The sequence below is a fragment of the Kitasatospora sp. NPDC059599 genome (assembly GCF_042735125.1).
In the GTDB taxonomy this organism is placed as follows: Bacteria; Actinomycetota; Actinomycetes; order Streptomycetales; family Streptomycetaceae; genus Kitasatospora.
In genome coordinates, this window is the sequence record NZ_JBHWCL010000027.1 from 19,729 (window position 1) to 39,305 (window position 19,577).

A 19,577-nucleotide genomic window follows, 5' to 3' on the forward strand; every position below is an offset into this window, starting at 1 on the left:
CCGGCCTTCTCCCGGGGGCGTTTCGCCCGGACCGGGGCCGCCGCCTATGCTGCGGCGAATGTCCTCCGAGCAGATGTCGTCGCACCGTCAGCAGCCCGCCTTCCCCGATGCCGTGGCCGACCTGGAGGCGGTGGTCGCCGCCGGGGACGACGAGCGCTTCGGCCCCGCCCTGGGCCGGGTCGGCGGGCTGTTCGGTTCGGCCGCCCCGGACGAGCGGGTGGCGGCCGGCCCCCGGCTGGCCGTGCTGCTGCCGGACGCCCCGCCGTTCCCGCGCTCCCACCTGGCCATGGTGGTGGGCGCCTGCGTCGAGCACGGGGCCGACCCGGTCGCCTGCGCCGGCCCGGTGCTGGCCGGCCTGCGCGGGGCGCTGACCGGCACGGAGCTGCTGGTGCGGCGCTGGGCCGAGACCGGCGGCGGTCCGCTGCCGGACCCGGACGAGGACGATCCGGCCGCGGCGCACGAGCGGATCGCCGACCCGGCCCGGCTGGACGAGTGGCACGCGCACCTCGCCGTGGTCGGCTGGTGGACGCTGCAGCTGTGGCAGCAGGCGGCGTGGGCGGTGTACTCGCACGCCCCGGTCCGGGCCGAGGCCCGCGTCTCGGGCGTGACCTCGGCGCTGGTGGAGCTGTTCGGCCGCTACGAGGGCGAGCAGCACGACTTCAAGGGCCTCGCCCATCTGGCGCTGATGCTGGACGACGAGCCGCTGCTGGTGCTGGACCGGCCCACCGGCACCGGCTACCTGCTGCGGATGACCGGCCTGGGCGACACCTTCCAGCTGCACACCCTGCTCGCCGACGTGCTGATCGGCGGCGGCCACCTGCCCGGCGCCCCGCAGGACCCGGAGGTGGTGGCGCTGGCCCGCACGGCCTTCCTGGACGCCCGCCGGCCGATCGCGACCGGCGCCTTCAACCTGGTCGCCCCGGACGGCTCCTGGCTGTGGAACGAGGGCACCCCGAGCGACGTCCCGGTCCTGGACGGCGTGCGCACCCTGGTGCTGGAGCCGCTGCCGTACGAGCGCAGCTGGTCGGCCGGGCGGTTCATCCAGGAGGTGCCGGGCGACCTCCGGCTGGAGCGGGTGCTCGACCCGGCGGAGGCGGCCCGCCTGCTCGCCGGGACCGTGCCGGGGCGGTCCACCGCGGAGGCGTTCCGCTGAGGCCCGGCTCCTCCGGCGGAGCCCCGGCGGGGTCGTCGGCCCGACCGGGTTAGGGTCGGAGGGCGATACAGCCCCGAGGAGTGGAGTCGACGATGACGAAGGTCCCGAACGCGCTCGTGGCCGCCGCGCCCGCCGCGCTGACCGCGGCGAGCGGCCTGGTCGGCGGTTACGGCGTGGCCCGCTGGAGCGGCCGGCGCGAGCTGGGCGGCGCGGTGCTGGCGGTGGCCGGCGCCGGGGCGGCCGCGCAGTGGCGCCGCAGTTCCGGCCCGGGCGCGGCGGCGGCGCTGACCGGCCTGTACGTGGCGGCCTTCGGCGGTTCGCACCCGCTGGCGAAGAAGATCGGCGCCTGGCCGTCGGTGTTCGCCGTCACCGCGGTGGTCGCGGCGGCCTCCACGGCGACGACGGCGCTGTCCGCCCGCCGGAACCGCCGGAGCCGCTAGCCCGCCGGACCCGCCGGACCCGCCGGCCACTGGGTGCCCCGAAGGCCCCGGCCGGCACGAACCCACCCGCCCGTCGAGCCGACCACCGGCCCGCCGGGGCGGGCCGCTACGGCCTGGTCTCCGCGCCGAACCGGGTCTCGAACGCCGCCCGGTTCACCGAGACCGGCGAACGGTCCCAGACCGCGAACACCACCCGGTCGAACGCCGCCCCATAGCGGGCCAGCGCGGCCTCGAAGGCCTCGGCGACCTGCGCCGGGTCGTTGCGGAACACCCCGCAGCCCCACGCGCCGAGCACCAGCGCGCGCACGTCGTGCCGGGCCGCCGCGGCGAGCACCCGCAGGGCCCGCTCGGCGAGCACGCCCCGGACGTCGGCACCGGCCGAACGCCGTTCCAGCTGGCCGGCGTTGGGCGCGGGCGAGGTCAGGAAGGTGACCGGGTAGGGCTGCGCGCTCAGGGCCCCGCGCAGGTCCCGGATCACCGGCACGTCGGGCGAGACGATCACCCGGTGGCTGTACCGGAGGTCGGTGGAGGCCCGGTGCGCCTCGTAGTAGTCCGGTGCCTGCAGCAGGCAGCTGTAGAGCAGCGCGCTGCGGCAGACGTCCTCCTCCTGGGCGCGGGCCCCGCGCAGGTACCCGCCGCCGGGGTTGCGCGCGGAGGCGAAGTTCAGCACCCCGACCCGGCCGGCTCCGGCCTCGACCAGCCGTCGGGCGGCCTCGATGCTCCCCTCGGCCGTCACCTCGACCGGGCCGCGCGGCCCGGGCCCGGGCTGCCCCTGCGCCAGCAGCGCGTCCAGCGCCCGCGGCGCGTACGACACCGTGCCGGCCTGCGCCGCCGTCAGCTGCTCCCCCACCTGTACGAGTTCGCCCCCGGCTGCCCGGTAGTTCCCCCGCTCGGCGATCTCCTCGTTCACCCGTGCCACGTCATGCAGTCTGCTGCTCATGTCCGGGACGCTACGGGACTACCGCGGCCGCGCGCCACAGGTTATTCTCACTTCCAGAACAACACCTCGGGAGGCATGACGAGGTGTCGGGGGGTATCGGGGGAACGCGAAGGGCCCGCTCCGGGGGACGGAGCGGGCCCTTCGTACGTTCAGCCAGGCCGGCGGTGGACTACCGCCGGTGCGGCGTCAGTTCTTCCAGCGCGGCTTGCGGTCGTCGCGGTTGAAGCCGCCGGTGCGGTCGCCGCCGCGGTCACGGTCGAAACCGCCGCCGCTGCGGTTGAAGCCACCGCGGTCGGCCTGCGGACGGCCGCCGGAACGGTGGTCGTCGCGGCGCGAGAACGGACGGCTGCTGCTGCCGCCGCGCTCGTCGCGGTCACGGCCGAAGGCCGGACGGTCGCCGAAGGAACGGGCCGGGCGGTCACCGAAGGAACGGCCGCCGCGGTCGTCGCGGTCACGGTTGAAGCCACCGCGGTCGCCGCCACGGTCACGGTCGAAACCGCCCGAGCGACGGTCGTCACGGTCACGGCCGGCGAAGCCACCGCGGTCACGGTTGAAGCCACCGCGGTCGCCGCCACGGTCACGGTCGAAACCGCCCGAACGACGGTCGTCACGGTCACGGCCGGCGAAGCCACCGCCCGAACGACGGTCGTCACGGTCACGGTTGAAGCCACCGCGGTCGCCGCCGGAGCGACGGTCGTCACGGTCCCGGTCACGGCCGAAGGCCGGACGCTCGGTACGCGCCTCGCGGTACGACGGCGCGCGCTCCTCGGTCTGCGGCGCGGCGGCCTCGGCGGCGGCCGGAGCGGCCTCGGCCGACTCGCCGGTCTCCTCGGCGGCGACCGGCTCCTCGTCCACGATGCCCAGGTCGGCCCGCTCGCGCGCCGCACGGGCGGCCAGGCGGTCGGCCTCCTCGCGCAGCTCGGTGGCGCGGCGCTGCGCGCGCTCCAGCTGGCGGGTCATGTCGGCGAGCTCGCGCTCGGCGGCACCGGCGATGCCGGCCGCGCTCTCCGCCTGGACCTCGACCAGCGAGCGGGCGCCGGTGATCTTGGCGACCTCGGCGTCGAAGGCGTGGTCGAGCATGTGACGCGAGGCGTCGACGCCCGCGTCCTCCATCAGGCGGAACACGCCGCGGCGCTGGTGCGGCAGCACCAGGGTGACGACGGCGCCCGAGCGGCCGGCCCGCGCGGTGCGGCCGGAGCGGTGCAGGTAGTCCTTGTGGTCACCGGCCGGGTCCACGTTCAGGACCAGGTCGATGCCGTCGACGTGGATGCCTCGGGCGGCGACGTCGGTCGCGACGACGACGTTGACGTAGCCGTCCTTGAAGTCGCCGAGGACGCGGGTACGGGCACCCTGCGTCATGCCGCCGTGCAGGGCGTCGGCCTTCACACCGGCCTCGATCAGCTGCTCGGCGACGCGGTCGGCGCCCATCTGGGTGCGGACGAAGATGATCGTGCGGCCCTTGCGGGCGGCGATCGCGTTGGTGATCGGCGCCTTGTCCTTGGGCTTCACCACGAGGATGTGGTGGGTCATGGTGGTGACGGCGCCGGCCGACGGGTCGACCTCGTGGGTGACCGGGTTCTTCAGGTAGCGCTTGACCAGGGTGTCGATCTCGTTCTCCAGGGTGGCGGAGAACAGCAGGCGCTGGCCGCCGTCCGGAACCTGGTCGAGGATCTCGGTGACCTCGGGCAGGAAGCCCATGTCGGCCATCTGGTCGGCCTCGTCGAGCACGACGGTGCGGACGTCGGCGAGCTTGGCGCTGCCGCGGTTCAGCAGGTCGCGCAGACGGCCGGGGGTGGCGACGAGGACGTCGACGCCGCGCTCCAGCGCGTAGATCTGGTTCGACATCGAGGTGCCGCCGCAGACCACCTTGAGCTTGAGGCCGAGCACCGAGCCGAACGGCTCCAGGGCGTCGGCCACCTGCATGGCCAGCTCACGGGTCGGGACGAGGATCAGGCCGCGCGGGTGCTTGGGCTTGGTGCGCTCGCCGTCGGCGAGGCGGGTCAGCAGCGGCAGGCCGAAGCTGAGGGTCTTGCCGGAGCCGGTGCGGCCACGGCCCAGCACGTCCTTGCCGGCCAGGGCGTCCGGGATGGTCGCGGCCTGGATCGGGAACGGGGTGGTGACGCCGCGCTTGGCGAGGGCGCGGACGACCTCGTCCGGCAGACCCAGGTCGCCGAAGGTGATGGTCGGCTCGGCGGCCGCCTCCTCGGTGGCCTCCACGGCCTCGGCGATCACCTCGTCCGAGGCGGTGTCGATGGTGTCGACGGTGTCGTTGGTGTCGGTGACATCGGCGGCGGCCTCGTTCGCGGGCATGGCGAAGCGGGCGTCGTCAACGAGAGACATGCAAAACCTTCCGGAAGTGGCACGCGCCAAAGTCCGGGGTTCTGTTTCACAACCGCCTCTATGCGGTCAGCCACGGATCGCCGGAACGCGCCAAGGGCGCCAGATGGGAATAGGGCGCCAGTCAAATGAATCAAACGAACGATCTACCACCATAGAGGACCCACACGATCTGAGGCAAATGCCCAGGCCAACTCCCTAGTGGACACCCGCGCGCGGGCTCGGCGCCGAGGAACCGGAGCTCCCCGAGGACGGCTCCGGAAGCGGCAGCACGGTCGCGGCGGGCGAACTGTGCTCCGGCTCCGGGGTGTTCGACGGGCGGCCGCTCGGACTGGCCGACGGGGTGCCCGCCGAGCCGCCGGACCGGCCCTCGCCGGTGCCGCCCGCCCCGCCGGAGCCCGTGGTGCCGCCGGAGCCGGTCGACGAGCCACCGCCCGGGTGCGGCGCGGGGCTGGTGTTCACGCCGCCCGGCGAACCGCCGCCCGGCCCGCCGTCGGGCCCCTGCGGCGCCGGCACCGGGACCACACCGGTCACCGTGCCGCCCGCGCCCGACGCGGCCTCACCCGGCGCCGGCGCCGTCGACCCGGCCTGCGCGTTCTCCGCCTGCAGGCCCCCCGGCCGCTCCGGGCGCCCCGAAGCGCCGCCCGGGTGCCCGGCCCCCGGCGAGGCCGACGCGGTGCCCGCCGCACCCGGCCTGCCCGCCGGACCGGCCTGCCCGACCGGCACCGCCCCGCCGTGCTTCTCCTCCGCCGCCGGCCCGACCGACATGCACCCGGTCAGCCCCAGCCCGGCCACCGTCAGCAGCGCCGCCGCCCGCACCGCGCGCGAGCGCAGGACCGCCGCGTTCCGCACCCGCGCCGTCCGCACTGCCCGAACCGCTCGTACCGCCCGAACCGCCCGCACCGAAGCCATCCAGGTCCCTCTCTACCGCCCCACCCGGGCCGCCCACTCGCGCGCGGCCGCTTTCGGTGCCCAACGCGCGCCCGGCCCGGCGGGACACGGGCAGGACGGCAGTTCGACCCCGGCGCCGCCGGGGCGCCCCCTCAGCCCCAGAGCGCCGAGGCCAGCTCCGCCCCGGCGTACACCGCGGCCAGCCCGGCGGCCACGCTCCCCGCCGCGTTCGCCACCGCGTACCGCCCGGCGCCGGTCTCGGCCAGCCGCAGCGTCTCGTACGAGAAGGTCGAGTACGTGGTCAGCGCACCGCACAGGCCCGTCCCCAGCAGCAGCTGGACCTGCGAGGACGCCGCGCCCGCCGCCACCGCGCCGGTCACCGTCCCGAGGATCAGGCAGCCCACCACGTTCACCGTGAACGTCCCCCACGGGAACACCGAGTCGTGCCGGGACTGCACCGCCCGGTCGGTCAGGTACCGCAGCGGAGCGCCGACCACCGCGCCCGCCACCACCAGCAGCCAGTTCACTCCGCCGTCCCTCCCCCGCCCGGGCCCCCGGCCGGACCGCGCCCGGTGCGGGTCACCACCTCGCACCGGTCCAGCAGCACCAGCCCCTCCGCCACCAGCTCGTCCACCTGCGGCAGGAACGCCCGCACCCGCTCCTCCTCGTCCACGATCACCACCGCCACCGGCAGGTCCTCGCTCAGCGACAGCAGCCGCGTGGTGTGCACCAGCGACGACGCCCCGAACCCCTCGATCCCCCGGAACACGCTCGCGCCGGCCAGCCCGGCCGCCCGCGCCCGGTGCACGACCTCGCTGTACAGCGGGCGGTGGTGCCACCGGTCGCCCTCGCCGACCAGCACCGTCAGCCGCAGCGCCGGCCCGCCCAGCCGGGTCACCGCGCGGCCCCGCGGCGGACCGCGCGGTGGATCAGACGCCGGGTCAGCCCGGCCGCCGCCCACACCGCGACCAGCGCGCCCAGCAGCGTCAGCCCCAGGTACGCCAGCCCGGGCCCGAGCCGGCCCTCCTCCAGCAGCCGCCGGATGTCCACGGCGTAGGTCGAGAAGGTGGTGAACCCGCCCAGCACGCCGGTGCCGAAGAACGGCCGCACCAGCGGATGGGCCTGGCGCCCCTCGGTGATCACCACCAGGAACACCCCGATCACCGCACAGCCGACCACGTTGACCAGCAGCGTCGTCCACGGGAAGGCCGTCGGCCCGGTCTCCCAGCCGAGCCCGGCCGCGTACCGGGCCACCGCCCCGATCGCCCCGCCGACCGCGACCACCGCGACGGCCGGGCCCTGTCCGCGCAGCACCGGCGGCCGGTCCGGCAACCGCACCGCGACCGGCGGCACCGACCGGGGCGGGCCGTCCACCGTGTCGTCCAACGCGCCCTCCGAGGTCGTCATAGCCCCATCAAACACCGGCCTCCGCCACCTGGCACGCCGTCACCCGAGGCCCGACAATGATCCGGTGGAGATGACCCGGGAAGAGTTCGAGACGCTGGTCAGCGACGCGCTCGACCAGATCCCCCCGCAGCTCGCGGCCATGATGGACAACGTCGCGGTCTTCGTCGAGGACGAGCCCGACCCGGGCGACCCGGAACTCCTCGGCCTCTACGAGGGCACCCCGCTCACCGAACGCGGCGAGTGGTACGCGGGCGTCCTGCCCGACCGCATCCTGATCTACCGCGGCCCCACCCTCCGCCACTGCGAGACCCGCGAGCAGGTCGTCGAGGAGGTGCGCACCACCGTGATCCACGAGGTCGCCCACCACTTCGGCTTCGACGACCACGAGCTGGACGAGCTCGGCTGGTCCTGACCCCCCGCCGGGCCCGGCGCGCCCCGGGTCAGGGCCCGGGCGCCCACTCGGCCGAAACCCGTTTTGGCGATCCGCCCGACATCCCATATGCTTCTCGACGTCCCCGAGCGCTGGAAACAGCGGGACAGGCCGCAAGCCCTCATCGTCTAGTGGCCCAGGACGCCGCCCTTTCAAGGCGGTAGCACGGGTTCGAATCCCGTTGGGGGCACGCAGTAACGGCAGTACGCAGGACCGTAGTAAAGTGCAGTGACGCAAGACCTTAGTGGTTCGCCACTACAAGGTCCCGTGGAGCAGTTGGTTAGCTCGCCACCCTGTCAAGGTGGAGGTCGCGGGTTCAAGTCCCGTCGGGATCGCTCGTCTCGCAGGAGACGGTGCAGTACGGCCAGGTAGCTCAGTTGGTACGAGCGTCCGCCTGAAAAGCGGAAGGTCGCCGGTTCGACCCCGGCCCTGGCCACATCGCCTGAACAGGCATGATGCCCTCGAAGCAGTTCGCTTCGGGGGCATTTTCGTGCTGTTCGACGCCAGCGGGACGGCGGACGGTCACCGTCTTCCTGTCAGGCGGCACGTACGTGACGTACTTGACGCCTCACAGCGGGCGCGCCCCGGGGTCACTGACTCCGGCCGCCGGATTGCAGCCGGTCCCACCGGCGTCCCTCGGCGCGCCCGAATGTGGAAGGAACGGGCGTCAGCCCCGCAGGGCCCGGTCGTCGAGCCGGCCCAGCAGGCCGGGCAGGTGCCGGTACTCGTCGCGGAGCGCGGCCGGCCGCTGCCGGCACTCAAGGCCGCGTCCGACGTGGTCACAGGCGTCACGGAGCCGGACCAGGAGGGCCACGGCGGTGTCGTAGCGGGCCGCCTGCTTGCGGGCGACGTGGTTCTCGACCTCGTGCCGGATCGCTTCCTCCTCGGCGGCCAGGGCGGTCGGCTTCCTCGCCCGTGCCTCGCCGCGCAGGCGGCGCAGGAGTGCGGCTCCCAGTCGAGGCTCATCGCCCAGTGCCAGGCGCAGCAGGAGGTCGTTCTTCTCCGCCTCGGGAAGCGCGGCGATCAGCGGCGGCCCGGAAATGCCGAAAGGCCCGCACCGTGCGCTTGCGCGCGGTGCGGGCCCGGGCCGTCCGGCAGCTGCCGGACGGCTGGACGCACTACAGCGGGCGAATGTTCTCCGCCTGCGGGCCCTTCTGGCCCTGCGTGACGTCGAACTCGACCTTCTGGCCCTCGAGCAGCTCACGGAAGCCACTGGCGTTGATGTTCGAGTAGTGGGCGAACACGTCCGGACCGCCACCCTCCTGCTCGATGAAGCCGAAGCCCTTTTCCGAGTTGAACCACTTCACGGTGCCGTTAGCCATAAAAACTATCCTTCGAATGGGACGTACGGAACTCACAGGTCGTGAGTTCCGCGTCGCCGCGACGATGACCCACCCGGGGAATGGCCGGGTAACAAAATGCGCCTGCGGTCGCAACCGGCAGGCGCACACAAAGTCCATGGGAACCGCAACTGCAACTACCACGACTGTAGCAGGGTCCGAACCCCAACGGGGGGGTTCTCCCTGGCCAGTTCACCGACGTGTCCCGGACCGGCGGGAGCGGAGGACGGCCACCGCGCCCGCGGCTCCCCCGCGCGCCGGGGTGCGCACCGGCCCCCGCGCCCTCCGGGGGTGATCCGGAAATATCCGGGGCCGAGCCGTCCGTTCCCCCGGAATCGGGCGCATACTGGCGGCAATGACGAATCCAGCCGCGCCCCGTCGCCACCTGCCCACCAGCCCCTTCCGCCAGGCTCCACCGCCGCCCCCGCCCAAGGAATTCGCCGTCGGGGACCGGGTCTCGCACGACGAGTTCGGTCTCGGCCGCGCCATCGGCGTCGAGGGCGACTCGGCCGTCCTGGTCGACTTCGGCTCCCGGACGGTGCGGATCACCGCCCCGTTCGCCAAGCTCTTCCGGCTCTGATCCCCGGCGCACCGGTCGCCCCGGACGCCGACGCCCCGTCGCTCTCCTGATCCTGTCCTGCCAGCCGTGGCCGTCCTGAACCCGCCCCGGCCCCGTCCGCCCCGGATCCCCCCGCAGGGGGAGGGAGTCCCGCCCCCGGGACGATCCGGCGGGGTGGCGCGGGGCGGAATCGTGAGGGCATGGAGACGACGAGGGACACGGGCTGGAACCGGGTGGCGGCGCGGGCCGGGCACGTGGCGGCGGGGTGGGCGGTGGCCTTCGCGCTGGTGCACGTGTACTGGCTGGCCGACGGGCGGCTCGGGCTGCCCGAGGGCCGGTCGGTGTGGAGCAACACGCCGCTGCTGGTGATCGACGTGATCGCGATCCCGCTCTGTGCGGTGGCCGCGGCGGTGGCGCTGGCGCCGGTGCGGCGCTGGGGCGAACGGGTGCCGGCCGGGCTGCTGACCGCAGCGCTGTGGGGCACCACGGCGCTGCTGGTACTGCACGCCGCGCCGTCCGTACCCGACTGGTTCGCCCTGGCCCTCGGCAGCCGGTCGCCTGCCGAGTTGGACGCGATGGCCCGGTTCGCGGCCTTCGGCTACGAGCCGTTCTTCCTGGTCGGCGGGGTCCTCTTCGCTCTCACCTCGCTCGGACGCCGGGCCGGCCGCCGGCCAGCCGTGCGGTGAGCCAGTCGGCGGTAGCGGGGAGCCAGTCCGGCAGGGCGTTGCCGAGGAGGTGGTTGCCGTGCGGGACGAGGAGGAGTTCGGCGTCGGGGGCCCGCTCGGCCAGCGCGGTGGCGGGCGTGACGCCGGGGATCCGGTCCTCGCCGCCCTCGACCACCAGGAGCGGGACGGCGATCCGCGGCACGAGGGCGGCGAGGTCCACCCGGTCGGCGAAGGCGCGGGCCTCCCGGTACCCGCCGCAGCGCTGCGCGAGGGTCGCGGTGACGAACGGGACCAGGCCGTCCCGGTCCAGCCGGTACGGGCCGCTGACCACCGCCGCGGCGCGCAGCCTCGGCTCGTGGGCGGCGGCCCCGGCCGCGTAGTAGCCCCCCAGACTGAGGCCGATCACGGCAGTCCGGGCCGGGTCCAGGCCGTCCCGGCCGGCGAGGGCGTCGAGGGCGCGCCCCACGACCCGGTGGTACTCCGGCTCCGGCGCGCTGGTGGCGGCCAGGACGCCCTGCCCGGGCCCGTCGATCGCGAGGACGGCGACGCCCCGGGCCAGCAGGGCCTCGGCGACCGCGTGGAACTCCTCCTTGCCGGAGTCCATCCCCGGCACCACCACGACCACCGGCGCACCGTCGCCGGCCGCCCCGGCAGCGCAGGCCCCGGCCCCGCGCAGTGCGGCCGGGCGGCGCAGCCAGCCCGCGAATCCCTCGCCCTCGACCCGCTCCGCGTCCGGGTCGAGCAGCGCCAGCGCCCGCCGCATCGCCTCGTCGGCCTCGTCGGCCGCCTCCGCCGCGGCGGTCCGGTCGGCGTGCGGGAGCAACCCGGCGAAGTGGAACCAGCGGGCGGCGTTGCGGTACCCCTCACCGGCGGTGACGGTACGGCCCTCGGCAGCGGCACGCTCCGCCGTCACCGCGTGCCGGCGGCCGGCGGCGCGACAGGCGGCCGGCCAGTCGTGCGGGGCGGTGAGCGCGGCGGTCACCCGGTCGTACTCGTAGGGGTCCAGGCCGGCGCCGTGGGCGCGCGGGCGGTTCTCGGCGACGAAGGCCGGCAGCAGGCCGGGGGTGTCGAGGAACGACAGGTCGGTCACGGCGGGGCTTCCCTTTCGGGGCGGGTTCGCAGGAGCGGTTCACGAGGGCGGGGGTCGCGGGAGCCGGATCGCGGGAGCCGGATCACAGGGGCCGGATCGCGCGGGCGGGATCGCCGGCGCGGGTTCAGGAGACGGGTTCAGGAGACGGTCAGCACGGCCTTGCCGCGGATCCGGCGCTCGCGCAGGTCGGTGAGCACGGCGGCGGTCTCGTCCCAGGGCGCGACCCGGCCGAGTTCCGGGGTGAGCCGGCCCTCGGCCGCCAGGCGCACCAGGGTGGCCAGGTCCTCGCCGTCGGGGAGGTCGGAGTCGGCGTAGTGGAAGTGCCGGACGACCGCCGATTCCGGGCCCTTGAAGAAGTCGAAGAAGTCGAGCGTGACGGGCGTCCGGGAGGCCTGGCCGAACCAGATCAAGGTGCCGCGCCGGGCCAACCGGGCCAGGGCGAGCGGCAACGCGGCGCCGCCGGTGGACTCCAGCACCAGGTCGTACGGTCCGCGTGCCCCGGCCACGTCGTGGACCACCTCGGCCGCCCCCAGCCCGAGCAGCCGCCGGCCGCGCTCCGGGGAGGCGGTGACCGCCGTCAGTTCGGCCCCGGCCGCGGCCGCCAGCTCGGTGACGTAGTGCCCCACGCCCCCGGAGGCCCCGGTCAGCAGCACCCGCCGCCCGGCCAGCGCCCCCGCCGTACGGAGCAGCCGCAGCGCGGTGAGGCCCGCGAGCGGCAGCGCGGCGGCCCGTGCCGTGTCCAGGCCGTCGGGCAGTTCGGCGAGCGAGGACGCCGGGACGCACACGTACTCGGCCCACCCCCCGGCCGGCGGGTGCCCCACCACCCGCCGGCACACGGCGGGCCCCGACCCGTCGGCGGCGGCCTGCACCACCAGCCCGGCCACGTCCTTCCCTGGCCGCCACCCGGCCCGGGGCGCCTCCAGTTGGAAGGTCTCCCCCCGGTTCACCGAGAAGGCCTCCACCTTCACCAGTGCCTCCCCCGGCCCTGGCCGGGGCTGCTCCACCTCCGCGAACCGCACCGGTTCCGCCATCCGCCCCGTCGCCACCAGCGCCTTCATCCCCACTCCTCCGTCGGTCACCCCCTCACCCCACCGCGCGCCGCCCCACCGGTCCAACAACCGCCGGACGGTGACGACAACCGACGGTTGTGGGGTGCCCGCAGCCGGTCGGCCGACCGGGGCCCGCCCACCCTCCGGGCGGACGGCGGGAGTTCGACGGCGGAGTTCGACCGCGGGAGATTCGACGGCCGGCCCTAAGGTGCCCTGGTGGATCTGGATCTGACGCAGGTGCGGGCGTTCGTCGTCGCCGCCGAGGAGTTGCACTTCGGGCGGGCGGCCGGGCGGCTGGGGATCAGCCAGCAGGGGCTGTCGAAGCGGGTGGCACGGCTGGAGGCGGCGCTGGGGGTGCGGTTGCTGGAGCGGGACGCGCGCGGGGTGGCGCTGACCGGGGCCGGGCAGCGGTTCCTGGACCCGGCACGGCGGGTGCTGGTGCAGGGGGAGCGGGCGGTGACCGCCGTGGGGTGCGCCGCCCGGCCGCTGCGGATCGACGTGTGGGGGCACCTGTACGCGCCGATGCGGACGCTCGCGCAGGCGGTGGACGCGGCGCCGGGGCTGACGGTGGAGCCGGTGCCCGGCCGGGACCTGCCGTCGGTCGCGGCGGCGTTGCTGCGCGGGGAGTCGGACGCCGGGTTCGGCCGGGTGCATCCGCTGCCGGACGGCGGGGACGCCGGGCTGACGCACCGGCTGGTCCGCCTGGAGCCGGTGGACGCACTGCTGAGCACCGGGCACCCGCTGGCCGACCGCGGGGTGCTGAGCCCGGCGGAGCTGCGCGGCAGTGTGCTGCGCTACCCGGCGGCGGTGGACCGGCTGGACTTCCTCACCCGCTTCGCCACCCGGTTCGACGTCCCGCGGCGGGTCGGCTCGACCAATCTGGGCCTGGAGCACTTCCTGGACGAGGTCGGCGGCGACCCGTCCTGCTTCTCGCTCGTCCCGGCCGACACCCCGCTGCCCGACCGTCCGGGCGTGCGCACCGTGCCCCTGGCCGGTCCGACCCCGCTCTACGCCTGGTCGCTCCTCTGGCGGGAGGACGGGTCCACCGATCCGCACCCCCGGCTCGACGAGCTGATCGGGGCGTTCGCCACGGAGGCGGCCCGCAGCCGGTGGCTGGAGTACGACCCCGTCCGCGACTGGCTCCCGGACGCGGACGAGGCCGCGCTCCACCCGTAGGGCGGGCCCGCGGACACCGCCGCCGGGCCGGCCGGTCCGCCGGTCCTCCGGTCCGCCGGCCGGCACCTTCCGATCACCACCTCCCGGTCCGTCACCGCCGGTCCGTCACCGCCGGTCCTTGACGGCCGGTCACGTCCGCGGGACCGGCCGGGCACGCCGACCGGGTCCCGCGACGGCGCGCACCTCCGACGGCCCGGGGGCGGGCGGACGGCTCAGGAACTGCGGAACCAGGTGGTGTCGGCGCCGAGCACCGAACCGTCCGCCGCGTAGAGGGTGAAGGTCCTGGCGTCCGAGCCCGGCTTCTTCGCGAGGGCGAACCAGTGCGTCGGGGAGTCGCCGACCGCGACCGGCACGGCCTCGGTGGAGCCGCCGGTCACCCAGGTGACCACGACCTTCGCGACCTGGGGCGCGACCCCGCAGATCAGCACGGGGGAGTCACCCAGCTCCGCGCCCTTGAGGCCGAGCACCGTCCCGCCGCCGGAGAAGGGGGAGGGCGGCAGGGACACGGCGGCCGGCCCCCCGGGGACGACGGTCCGGTGCACGCTGTCGTCGACCTGCCGCGTGCCGTCCAGGGTGAGGTAGAGGTTCACCGCGTCCAGGTCGGCCCGCCACGCGCGGTCGACCTCGGCGTCCGTCGTCCTCGGCAGCTGCGGGATGGCCGCGTGCCGGTCCTCCCAGAGCAGTTCCTCCTGCCGGTGGGCGTCCTCCCCGGTGGGCGCGGCCGGCCACAGCGCGGCCCAGGCCTGCCAGCTGCGGCCGCCCACGGTGCCTTCCCCGACCCGGACCCGGACCGGGGTGAACGGGTCCCGCGCGGGCGCGGTCGGGGTGGCCGCCGCGGACGAGGGGGCCGAGCCGGACGCGGAGACCGAGGCCGAGGCCGCCGCCACGGTCGAGACCGTCTGCCGGCCGCGCTCGCCGAGCACCGCCCCGCCGCCGACGACCGCCGTGACCAGGACGGCCGCCGCCGCGGCGGTCAGCAGCCGCCGGCGCCGCAGTCGCCGCCGCCCCCCGGCAACCAGCCGGTCGTACGGGACCGCGCCGGTCTCGACGCTCCCGGCCAGGTCGCCGAGGGCCCGCGCGGCCGCCGCCACGCCGTCCCCGGCCGCGGCCGCCGGGCCTCCGGTGCTGGACTCGTTGCTCATCTTCCGCCTCCGATGCTGGTCAGTCCGTTGAGTGGGGAGGCCGCCCGGAGCTTGGCGAGGCCCTTGGACGCCTGGCTCTTCACCGTCCCGACCGAGCAGCCCATGGCCGCGGCGGTCTGGGTCTCGGTGAGGTCCTCCCAGTAGCGCAGGACGACGGCCTGGCGCTGGCGCGGCGGCAGGGCTCCGAGCGCGGCGAGCAGCACGGCCCGGTCGTCCGGGTCGGTCCCGGCCGGTGCGGCCCGTTCCGGGAGGTCGTGCACCAGCTGTTCGGCCGGTCTGCGCCGGAACCGCCGGGCGTGCTCGTTGACCAGGATCCGGCGGACGTACGCGGGCGGGTCGTCCGCCGCGCGCACCCGGCCCCAGGCGACGTACGCGCGTTCCAGGGCCTGCTGGACCAGGTCCTCGGCGCCGTGCCGGTCCCCCGCGAGCAGGTACGCCGTCCTGAACAGCCGGGTCCACGCGCTGCCGGCGAACGTCCGGAACTCCTCGTCCCGCGCGGTCTTCTGGGCTCCCATGAGCACCTCCTCACCCCCCTGGAGCCCGCGACGGCCGCGGACCGTTGCCCGCCGTTCGCGATTCGCGGCCGGCGGCTGTGACACTGGAGGGGCTCGAAAACCGAGGTGCGCTCCGCCGCACCTCCTTGCGAACCTAGAGGGATGCCCGCAGTGAGTTCTCCCGCAGTCCAGTCCGCCCCCGCGCCCGCCGAGGGTCCCGGAATCGGTGAGCTGGCCGCCCGCCTGCCCGAACTGACCCTGCGCGACCAGGTGCGGATCGGACGCCGGCTGGAGGGGGCGCGCCGGGTCCGCAAGCCGGAGGCCCGGCAGAAGATCGCCGCCGAGATCGCCGCCGACATCGACCGTGCGGAGCTGCTGGTCGAGCAGCGCCGGGGCGCCGTCCCGCCGATCACGTACCCGGCCGAGCTCCCGGTCAGCCAGAAGAAGGACGAGATCCTGGCGGCGATCCGGGACCACCAGGTGGTGATCGTCGCGGGCGAGACCGGCTCCGGGAAGACGACCCAGATCCCGAAGATCTGTCTGGAGCTCGGCCGCGGCGTGCGCGGTCTGGTCGGCCACACCCAGCCGCGCCGGATCGCCGCCCGCACGGTGGCCGAGCGGGTCGCGGAGGAGCTGGACAGCCCGCTGGGCGAGGCGGTCGGCTGGAAGGTCCGGTTCACCGACCAGGTCGGCCAGGACACCCTGGTCAAGCTGATGACGGACGGCATCCTGCTCGCGGAGATCCAGACCGACCGCGAACTGCTCCAGTACGACACCCTGATCATCGACGAGGCGCACGAGCGCAGCCTCAACATCGACTTCATCCTCGGCTACGTCAAGCAGCTGCTCCCCCGCCGGCCCGACCTCAAGGTCGTGATCACCTCGGCGACCATCGACCCGGAGCGCTTCGCCCGGCACTTCGGCGACGCCCCGATCGTCGAGGTCTCCGGCCGGACGTACCCGGTGGAGGTCCGCTACCGCCCCGTCGTCGACGACGACGCCGAGGACGACGGCGACGAGGTCGACCGCGACCGGGACCAGGTCCAGGCGATCTGCGAGGCCGCCCAGGAGCTGCAGGCCGAGGGCCCCGGCGACATCCTGGTCTTCCTCTCCGGTGAGCGCGAGATCCGCGACACCGCCGACGCCCTCAACCGGTTGAAGCTGAGGAACACCGAGGTCCTGCCGCTGTACGCCCGGCTCAGCTCGGCCGAGCAGCACCGGGTCTTCCAGCGCTCCGGCAGCCGCCGGATCGTCCTGGCCACCAACGTGGCCGAGACCTCGCTCACCGTCCCCGGCATCAAGTACGTGATCGACCCGGGTACCGCCCGGATCTCCCGCTACAGCCACCGCACCAAGGTGCAGCGGCTGCCGATCGAGGCGGTCAGCCAGGCCAGCGCCAACCAGCGCAAGGGCCGCTGCGGCCGCACCTCGGACGGCATCTGCATCCGGCTGTACTCGGAGGAGGACTTCCTCTCCCGCCCCGAGTTCACCGACGCCGAGATCCTGCGCACCAACCTGGCCTCGGTGATCCTGCAGATGACCGCGGCCGGCCTCGGCGACATCGCCGCCTTCCCGTTCCTGGACCCGCCGGACTCGCGCAACATCAAGGACGGCGTGCACCTGCTGCAGGAGCTGGGCGCGCTGGACCCGGACGAGAAGGACCCGCGCAAGCGCCTCACCCAGCTCGGCCGCAAGCTCGCCCAGCTCCCGGTGGACCCGCGGATGGCCCGGATGGTGCTGGAGGCGGACCGCAACGGCTGCGTCCGCGACGTCATGGTGATCGCCGCCGCGCTCTCCATCCAGGACCCGCGCGAGCGCCCCGCCGAGAAGCGCCAGGCCGCCGACGACCGGCACCGCCGGTTCACCTCGGAGACCTCGGACTTCCTCTCCTACCTGGCGATGTGGCGTTACGTCCGGGAGCAGCAGAGGGAGCTCTCCTCCTCGGCCTTCCGCCGGATGTGCAAGACCGAGTTCCTCAACTACCTGCGGATACGGGAGTGGCAGGACATCTACACCCAGCTGCGCACCGTGGCGAAGCAGTTGGGCGTGGCGATCGAGGAGCCCCACGCCGACGCCGAGCCGGACGCCGACCGGATCCACCAGTCCCTGCTGGCCGGCCTGCTCTCCCACATCGGCCTGTTCGACCCGGAGAAGCGCGAGTACGGCGGTGCCCGCGGCGCCCGCTTCGCGGTCTTCCCGGGCTCCGGCCTGTTCAAGAAGCCGCCGCGCTGGGTGATGTCGGCCGAGCTGGTGGAGACCTCCCGGCTCTGGGCCCGGATCAACGCCAAGATCGAGCCGGAGTGGGTCGAGCCGCTGGCCGGCCACCTGATCAAGCGCAGCTACAGCGAGCCGCACTGGGAGAAGAAGGCCGGCGCGGTGCTGGCGTACGAGAAGGTCACCCTCTACGGGATGCCGGTCGTCGCGCAGCGCAAGGTCAACTACGGGAAGATCGACCAGGAGCTCTGCCGCGAGCTGTTCATCCGCAACGCGCTGGTCGAGGGCGACTGGGAGACCCACCACCGGTTCTTCGCGGAGAACCGCAAGCTGCTCGGCGAGGTCGAGGAGCTGGAGAACCGGGCCCGCCGCCGGGACATCCTGGTGGACGACCAGACCCTGTTCGAGTTCTACGACGCCCGGCTGCCCGACGAGATCGTCTCCACCCGGCACTTCGACGCCTGGTGGAAGCAGGCCCGGCACGAGCAGCCGGACCTGCTGAACTTCGAGAAGTCGATGCTGATCAACGACGCCGCCGACGGCGTCACCGAGGCCGACTACCCGGACCACTGGCAGCAGGGCAAGCTGCGCTTCAAGCTGACCTACCAGTTCGAGCCGGGCAGCGACGCGGACGGCGTGACCGTGCACATCCCGCTGCCGGTACTCAACCAGGTCACCGCGGAGGGCTTCGACTGGCAGATCCCCGGCCTGCGGGAGGAGCTGGTCACCGCGTACATCAAGTCGCTGCCGAAGGCGGTCCGGCGCAACTTCGTCCCGGCTCCGGACTTCGCCAAGGCGGCGCTGCGCGCGGTGAAGGACCGGCAGGAGCCGCTGCTCCCGGCCCTGGAGCACGCCCTGAAGCGGCTGACGGCCGTCACCGTGCCGCCGGAGGCCTGGGACGACGAGCGGGTGCCGGACCACCTCAAGGTGACCTTCCGGGTGGTGGACGGGCGCCGCAAGCTCGCCGAGTCCAAGGACCTGGAGGAGCTGCGGCTGAGGCTCAAGCCGAAGCTCAAGGAGACGCTGTCCTCGGCCGCGTCCGGCCAGGGCATCGAGCAGGGCGGGCTGACGGCCTGGCCGGAGTCCCTGCCGGTGCTGCAGCGCACCTTCGAGCAGCGTTCGCGCGGGCACTCGCTGCGCGCCTACCCGGCGCTGGTGGACGAGGGCGGCACGGTCGGCGTCAAGCTGTTCGACACCCCGGAGGCCCAGGCGCAGGCGATGTGGGAGGGCACCCGGCGGCTGCTGATGCTGACCACCACCTCCCCGGCCAAGTCGATCCAGGGCCGGCTGGGCAACCAGGCGAAGCTGGCGCTCTCGCACAGCCCGCACGGCTCGATCGCCGCCCTCTTCGAGGACGTCGTGTCCGCCGCGACGGACCGGCTGATGGCGCTGGCCGGCGGTCCGGCCTGGGACGGGGCGGCCTTCGGGACGCTGCACGACAAGGTGCGCGCGGACCTGTACGACCTGTCCGCGGACACCACGCTGAAGACGGCCACCGCGCTGATCGCCTTCCACAAGGCCTCGACCCGGCTGAAGTCGGTGAGCAGCCCGGTGCTGCTGAACGCGGTGAACGACGTCCGGCTGCACCTGGCCTCGCTGGTGCACCCGGGCTTCGTGACGGCCACCGGCTGGCAGCGGCTGCCGGACCTCAAGCGCTACCTGCTGGCGGTGGACCGCCGTCTGGAGGCCCTGCCGAACCACCCGCAGCGGGACGCCCAGCAGCTGCTGAAGGTGCAGCAGGTCCAGCAGGAGTACGGGGAGCTGCTGGCGGCGGTGCCGGCCGGGCGGCAGCCGTCCGAGGAGGTGCGGGCGATCCGCTGGATGATCGAGGAGCTGCGGGTCAGCTTCTTCGCCCAGTCGCTGGGCACGCCGAGCCCGGTCTCGGAGAAGCGGATCATGAAGGCGATGGAGGCGGCGCGCGCGGCCCTCTGAGCCGGGCGGCCCCTCCGGCCCGGGGTGCCGCCGGTCCGGGGGCGCCGTGAGCTGCGGGTGCCGTGAGCTGCGGGTGGGCCTTCAGGAGCCAGTTCGACCTGGGGGCCCACCATGGGCTACAGTCTGTCTTGTTCGCAGCGCGGCAAGCGAGTGAACGAGATCAGAACAATCTGGTCCCGTGGAGCAGTTGGTTAGCTCGCCACCCTGTCAAGGTGGAGGTCGCGGGTTCAAGTCCCGTCGGGATCGCCGCAGTGCGAGAGGCCCCGAACCGGCAGGTTCCGGGCCACGCGCGTTTTGTAGTACGTCCCCCAAACCCGA

Annotated in this window: 19 protein-coding genes and 4 tRNA genes; 11 read left to right on the forward strand and 12 right to left on the reverse strand. The window is 74.5% G+C overall.

Annotated features, from left to right (window positions below; all coding sequences use genetic code 11):
- The first annotated feature begins 58 nt into the window (after positions 1-58).
- Entirely contained in the window at positions 59-1,153 is a 1,095-nt protein-coding gene (locus ACFV04_RS12735) for a hypothetical protein (RefSeq protein ID WP_380528810.1), read from the forward strand.
- 92 nt (positions 1,154-1,245) lie between these two features.
- Positions 1,246-1,593, forward strand: a complete 348-nt coding sequence (locus ACFV04_RS12740) for a hypothetical protein (RefSeq protein ID WP_360257868.1) — start codon at positions 1,246-1,248, stop codon at positions 1,591-1,593.
- A 106-nt stretch (positions 1,594-1,699) separates the two neighbouring features.
- On the opposite strand, the gene ACFV04_RS12745 is transcribed toward ACFV04_RS12740, so the two are convergent.
- From ACFV04_RS12745 to crcB (ACFV04_RS12770), 6 genes are all read right to left on the reverse strand, one after another.
- Positions 1,700-2,533, reverse strand: a complete 834-nt coding sequence (locus ACFV04_RS12745; protein ID WP_380528812.1) for a TIGR02452 family protein — start codon at positions 2,531-2,533, stop codon at positions 1,700-1,702.
- Between the two features lie 186 nt (positions 2,534-2,719).
- Positions 2,720-4,873: a DEAD/DEAH box helicase gene (locus tag ACFV04_RS12750; RefSeq protein ID WP_380528814.1), complete on the reverse strand. Its 2,154-nt coding sequence runs from the start codon at positions 4,871-4,873 to the stop codon at positions 2,720-2,722.
- Positions 4,874-5,068: 195 nt separating this feature from the next.
- Entirely contained in the window at positions 5,069-5,722 is a 654-nt protein-coding gene (locus tag ACFV04_RS12755; protein ID WP_380341728.1) for a hypothetical protein, read from the reverse strand.
- A gap of 191 nt (positions 5,723-5,913) precedes the next feature.
- A complete protein-coding gene (gene crcB, locus ACFV04_RS12760; protein ID WP_360257876.1) occupies positions 5,914-6,288 on the reverse strand; it encodes a fluoride efflux transporter CrcB in 375 nt (124 codons plus the stop codon).
- The gene (locus ACFV04_RS12765; RefSeq protein ID WP_380341725.1) at positions 6,285-6,659 is read right to left on the reverse strand and encodes a DUF190 domain-containing protein; all 375 of its coding nucleotides are present in this window, start codon (positions 6,657-6,659) and stop codon (positions 6,285-6,287) included. The genes crcB (ACFV04_RS12760) and ACFV04_RS12765 overlap by 4 nt, the downstream gene beginning before the upstream one ends.
- On the reverse strand, positions 6,656-7,168 hold the full coding sequence (crcB, locus tag ACFV04_RS12770; protein ID WP_380528817.1) for a fluoride efflux transporter CrcB: 513 nt from the start codon (positions 7,166-7,168) through the stop codon (positions 6,656-6,658). Before crcB (ACFV04_RS12770) ends, ACFV04_RS12765 begins: the two co-directional genes overlap by 4 nt.
- A 70-nt stretch (positions 7,169-7,238) precedes the next feature.
- Here crcB (ACFV04_RS12770) and ACFV04_RS12775 point away from each other — a divergent pair, with 70 nt between their 5' ends.
- The 4 genes from ACFV04_RS12775 to ACFV04_RS12790 all read left to right on the forward strand — a co-directional run bounded on the left by ACFV04_RS12775 (position 7,239) and on the right by ACFV04_RS12790 (position 8,034).
- Entirely contained in the window at positions 7,239-7,580 is a 342-nt protein-coding gene (locus ACFV04_RS12775) for a metallopeptidase family protein (protein WP_360257883.1), read from the forward strand.
- Positions 7,581-7,715: 135 nt separating this feature from the next.
- Positions 7,716-7,788, forward strand: a tRNA-Glu gene (locus tag ACFV04_RS12780).
- A 71-nt stretch (positions 7,789-7,859) separates the two neighbouring features.
- A tRNA-Asp gene (locus ACFV04_RS12785) sits at positions 7,860-7,933 on the forward strand.
- Between the two features lie 27 nt (positions 7,934-7,960).
- Positions 7,961-8,034 (forward strand) — tRNA-Phe (locus tag ACFV04_RS12790).
- Between the two features lie 231 nt (positions 8,035-8,265).
- On the opposite strand, the gene ACFV04_RS12795 is transcribed toward ACFV04_RS12790, so the two are convergent.
- Together ACFV04_RS12795 and ACFV04_RS12800 are read right to left on the reverse strand one after the other, a co-directional pair.
- Complete coding sequence (locus ACFV04_RS12795) at positions 8,266-8,412, reverse strand: hypothetical protein (protein WP_380528819.1); 147 nt, start codon at positions 8,410-8,412, stop codon at positions 8,266-8,268.
- A gap of 304 nt (positions 8,413-8,716) precedes the next feature.
- Positions 8,717-8,920, reverse strand: coding sequence for a cold-shock protein (locus tag ACFV04_RS12800; protein WP_350636871.1), 204 nt, complete (start codon positions 8,918-8,920; stop codon positions 8,717-8,719).
- A gap of 373 nt (positions 8,921-9,293) precedes the next feature.
- On the opposite strand from ACFV04_RS12800, the gene ACFV04_RS12805 reads away from it, so the two are divergent.
- The gene (locus tag ACFV04_RS12805; protein WP_360257895.1) at positions 9,294-9,518 is read left to right on the forward strand and encodes a hypothetical protein; all 225 of its coding nucleotides are present in this window, start codon (positions 9,294-9,296) and stop codon (positions 9,516-9,518) included.
- Positions 9,519-9,697: 179 nt separating this feature from the next.
- Positions 9,698-10,183: a DUF3995 domain-containing protein gene (locus tag ACFV04_RS12810; protein WP_380528821.1), complete on the forward strand. Its 486-nt coding sequence runs from the start codon at positions 9,698-9,700 to the stop codon at positions 10,181-10,183.
- Here the strand turns inward: ACFV04_RS12810 and ACFV04_RS12815 are convergent.
- Complete coding sequence (locus ACFV04_RS12815) at positions 10,137-11,252, reverse strand: alpha/beta hydrolase family protein (protein ID WP_380528823.1); 1,116 nt, start codon at positions 11,250-11,252, stop codon at positions 10,137-10,139. The two genes, ACFV04_RS12810 and ACFV04_RS12815, sit on opposite strands and share 47 nt — an antisense overlap.
- Before the next feature lie 137 nt (positions 11,253-11,389).
- Positions 11,390-12,310, reverse strand: coding sequence for a zinc-binding dehydrogenase (locus ACFV04_RS12820; protein WP_360257901.1), 921 nt, complete (start codon positions 12,308-12,310; stop codon positions 11,390-11,392).
- Between the two features lie 207 nt (positions 12,311-12,517).
- On the opposite strand from ACFV04_RS12820, the gene ACFV04_RS12825 reads away from it, so the two are divergent.
- The gene (locus ACFV04_RS12825; RefSeq protein ID WP_380528825.1) at positions 12,518-13,477 is read left to right on the forward strand and encodes a LysR family transcriptional regulator; all 960 of its coding nucleotides are present in this window, start codon (positions 12,518-12,520) and stop codon (positions 13,475-13,477) included.
- Positions 13,478-13,689: 212 nt separating this feature from the next.
- Here the strand turns inward: ACFV04_RS12825 and ACFV04_RS12830 are convergent, their stop codons facing one another.
- A complete protein-coding gene (locus ACFV04_RS12830; protein WP_380528827.1) occupies positions 13,690-14,619 on the reverse strand; it encodes a hypothetical protein in 930 nt (309 codons plus the stop codon).
- Positions 14,616-15,134, reverse strand: coding sequence for a SigE family RNA polymerase sigma factor (locus tag ACFV04_RS12835; protein ID WP_380341708.1), 519 nt, complete (start codon positions 15,132-15,134; stop codon positions 14,616-14,618). The genes ACFV04_RS12830 and ACFV04_RS12835 overlap by 4 nt, the downstream gene beginning before the upstream one ends.
- A gap of 141 nt (positions 15,135-15,275) precedes the next feature.
- Between ACFV04_RS12835 and hrpA the strand changes: the two genes are divergently transcribed.
- Both hrpA and ACFV04_RS12845 read left to right on the forward strand, forming a co-directional pair.
- Positions 15,276-19,259, forward strand: coding sequence for an ATP-dependent RNA helicase HrpA (gene hrpA, locus ACFV04_RS12840; protein ID WP_360257911.1), 3,984 nt, complete (start codon positions 15,276-15,278; stop codon positions 19,257-19,259).
- A 172-nt stretch (positions 19,260-19,431) separates the two neighbouring features.
- Positions 19,432-19,505, forward strand: a tRNA-Asp gene (locus ACFV04_RS12845).
- Positions 19,506-19,577 lie beyond the last annotated feature (72 nt).

Coding starts and splice junctions, on each gene's coding strand:
- ACFV04_RS12775 (WP_360257883.1), top strand. CDS start 7,239: ATGACCCGGGAAGAGTTCGAGACGCTGGTCAGCGACGCGCTCGACCAG.
- ACFV04_RS12835 (WP_380341708.1), bottom strand. CDS start 15,134: ATGGGAGCCCAGAAGACCGCGCGGGACGAGGAGTTCCGGACGTTCGCC.
- crcB (WP_380528817.1), bottom strand. CDS start 7,168: ATGACGACCTCGGAGGGCGCGTTGGACGACACGGTGGACGGCCCGCCC.
- ACFV04_RS12800 (WP_350636871.1), bottom strand. CDS start 8,920: ATGGCTAACGGCACCGTGAAGTGGTTCAACTCGGAAAAGGGCTTCGGC.
- ACFV04_RS12740 (WP_360257868.1), top strand. CDS start 1,246: ATGACGAAGGTCCCGAACGCGCTCGTGGCCGCCGCGCCCGCCGCGCTG.
- ACFV04_RS12805 (WP_360257895.1), top strand. CDS start 9,294: ATGACGAATCCAGCCGCGCCCCGTCGCCACCTGCCCACCAGCCCCTTC.
- ACFV04_RS12830 (WP_380528827.1), bottom strand. CDS start 14,619: ATGAGCAACGAGTCCAGCACCGGAGGCCCGGCGGCCGCGGCCGGGGAC.
- ACFV04_RS12810 (WP_380528821.1), top strand. CDS start 9,698: ATGGAGACGACGAGGGACACGGGCTGGAACCGGGTGGCGGCGCGGGCC.
- ACFV04_RS12750 (WP_380528814.1), bottom strand. CDS start 4,873: ATGTCTCTCGTTGACGACGCCCGCTTCGCCATGCCCGCGAACGAGGCC.
- ACFV04_RS12745 (WP_380528812.1), bottom strand. CDS start 2,533: ATGAGCAGCAGACTGCATGACGTGGCACGGGTGAACGAGGAGATCGCC.
- ACFV04_RS12820 (WP_360257901.1), bottom strand. CDS start 12,310: ATGAAGGCGCTGGTGGCGACGGGGCGGATGGCGGAACCGGTGCGGTTC.
- ACFV04_RS12735 (WP_380528810.1), top strand. CDS start 59: ATGTCCTCCGAGCAGATGTCGTCGCACCGTCAGCAGCCCGCCTTCCCC.
- hrpA (WP_360257911.1), top strand. CDS start 15,276: ATGCCCGCAGTGAGTTCTCCCGCAGTCCAGTCCGCCCCCGCGCCCGCC.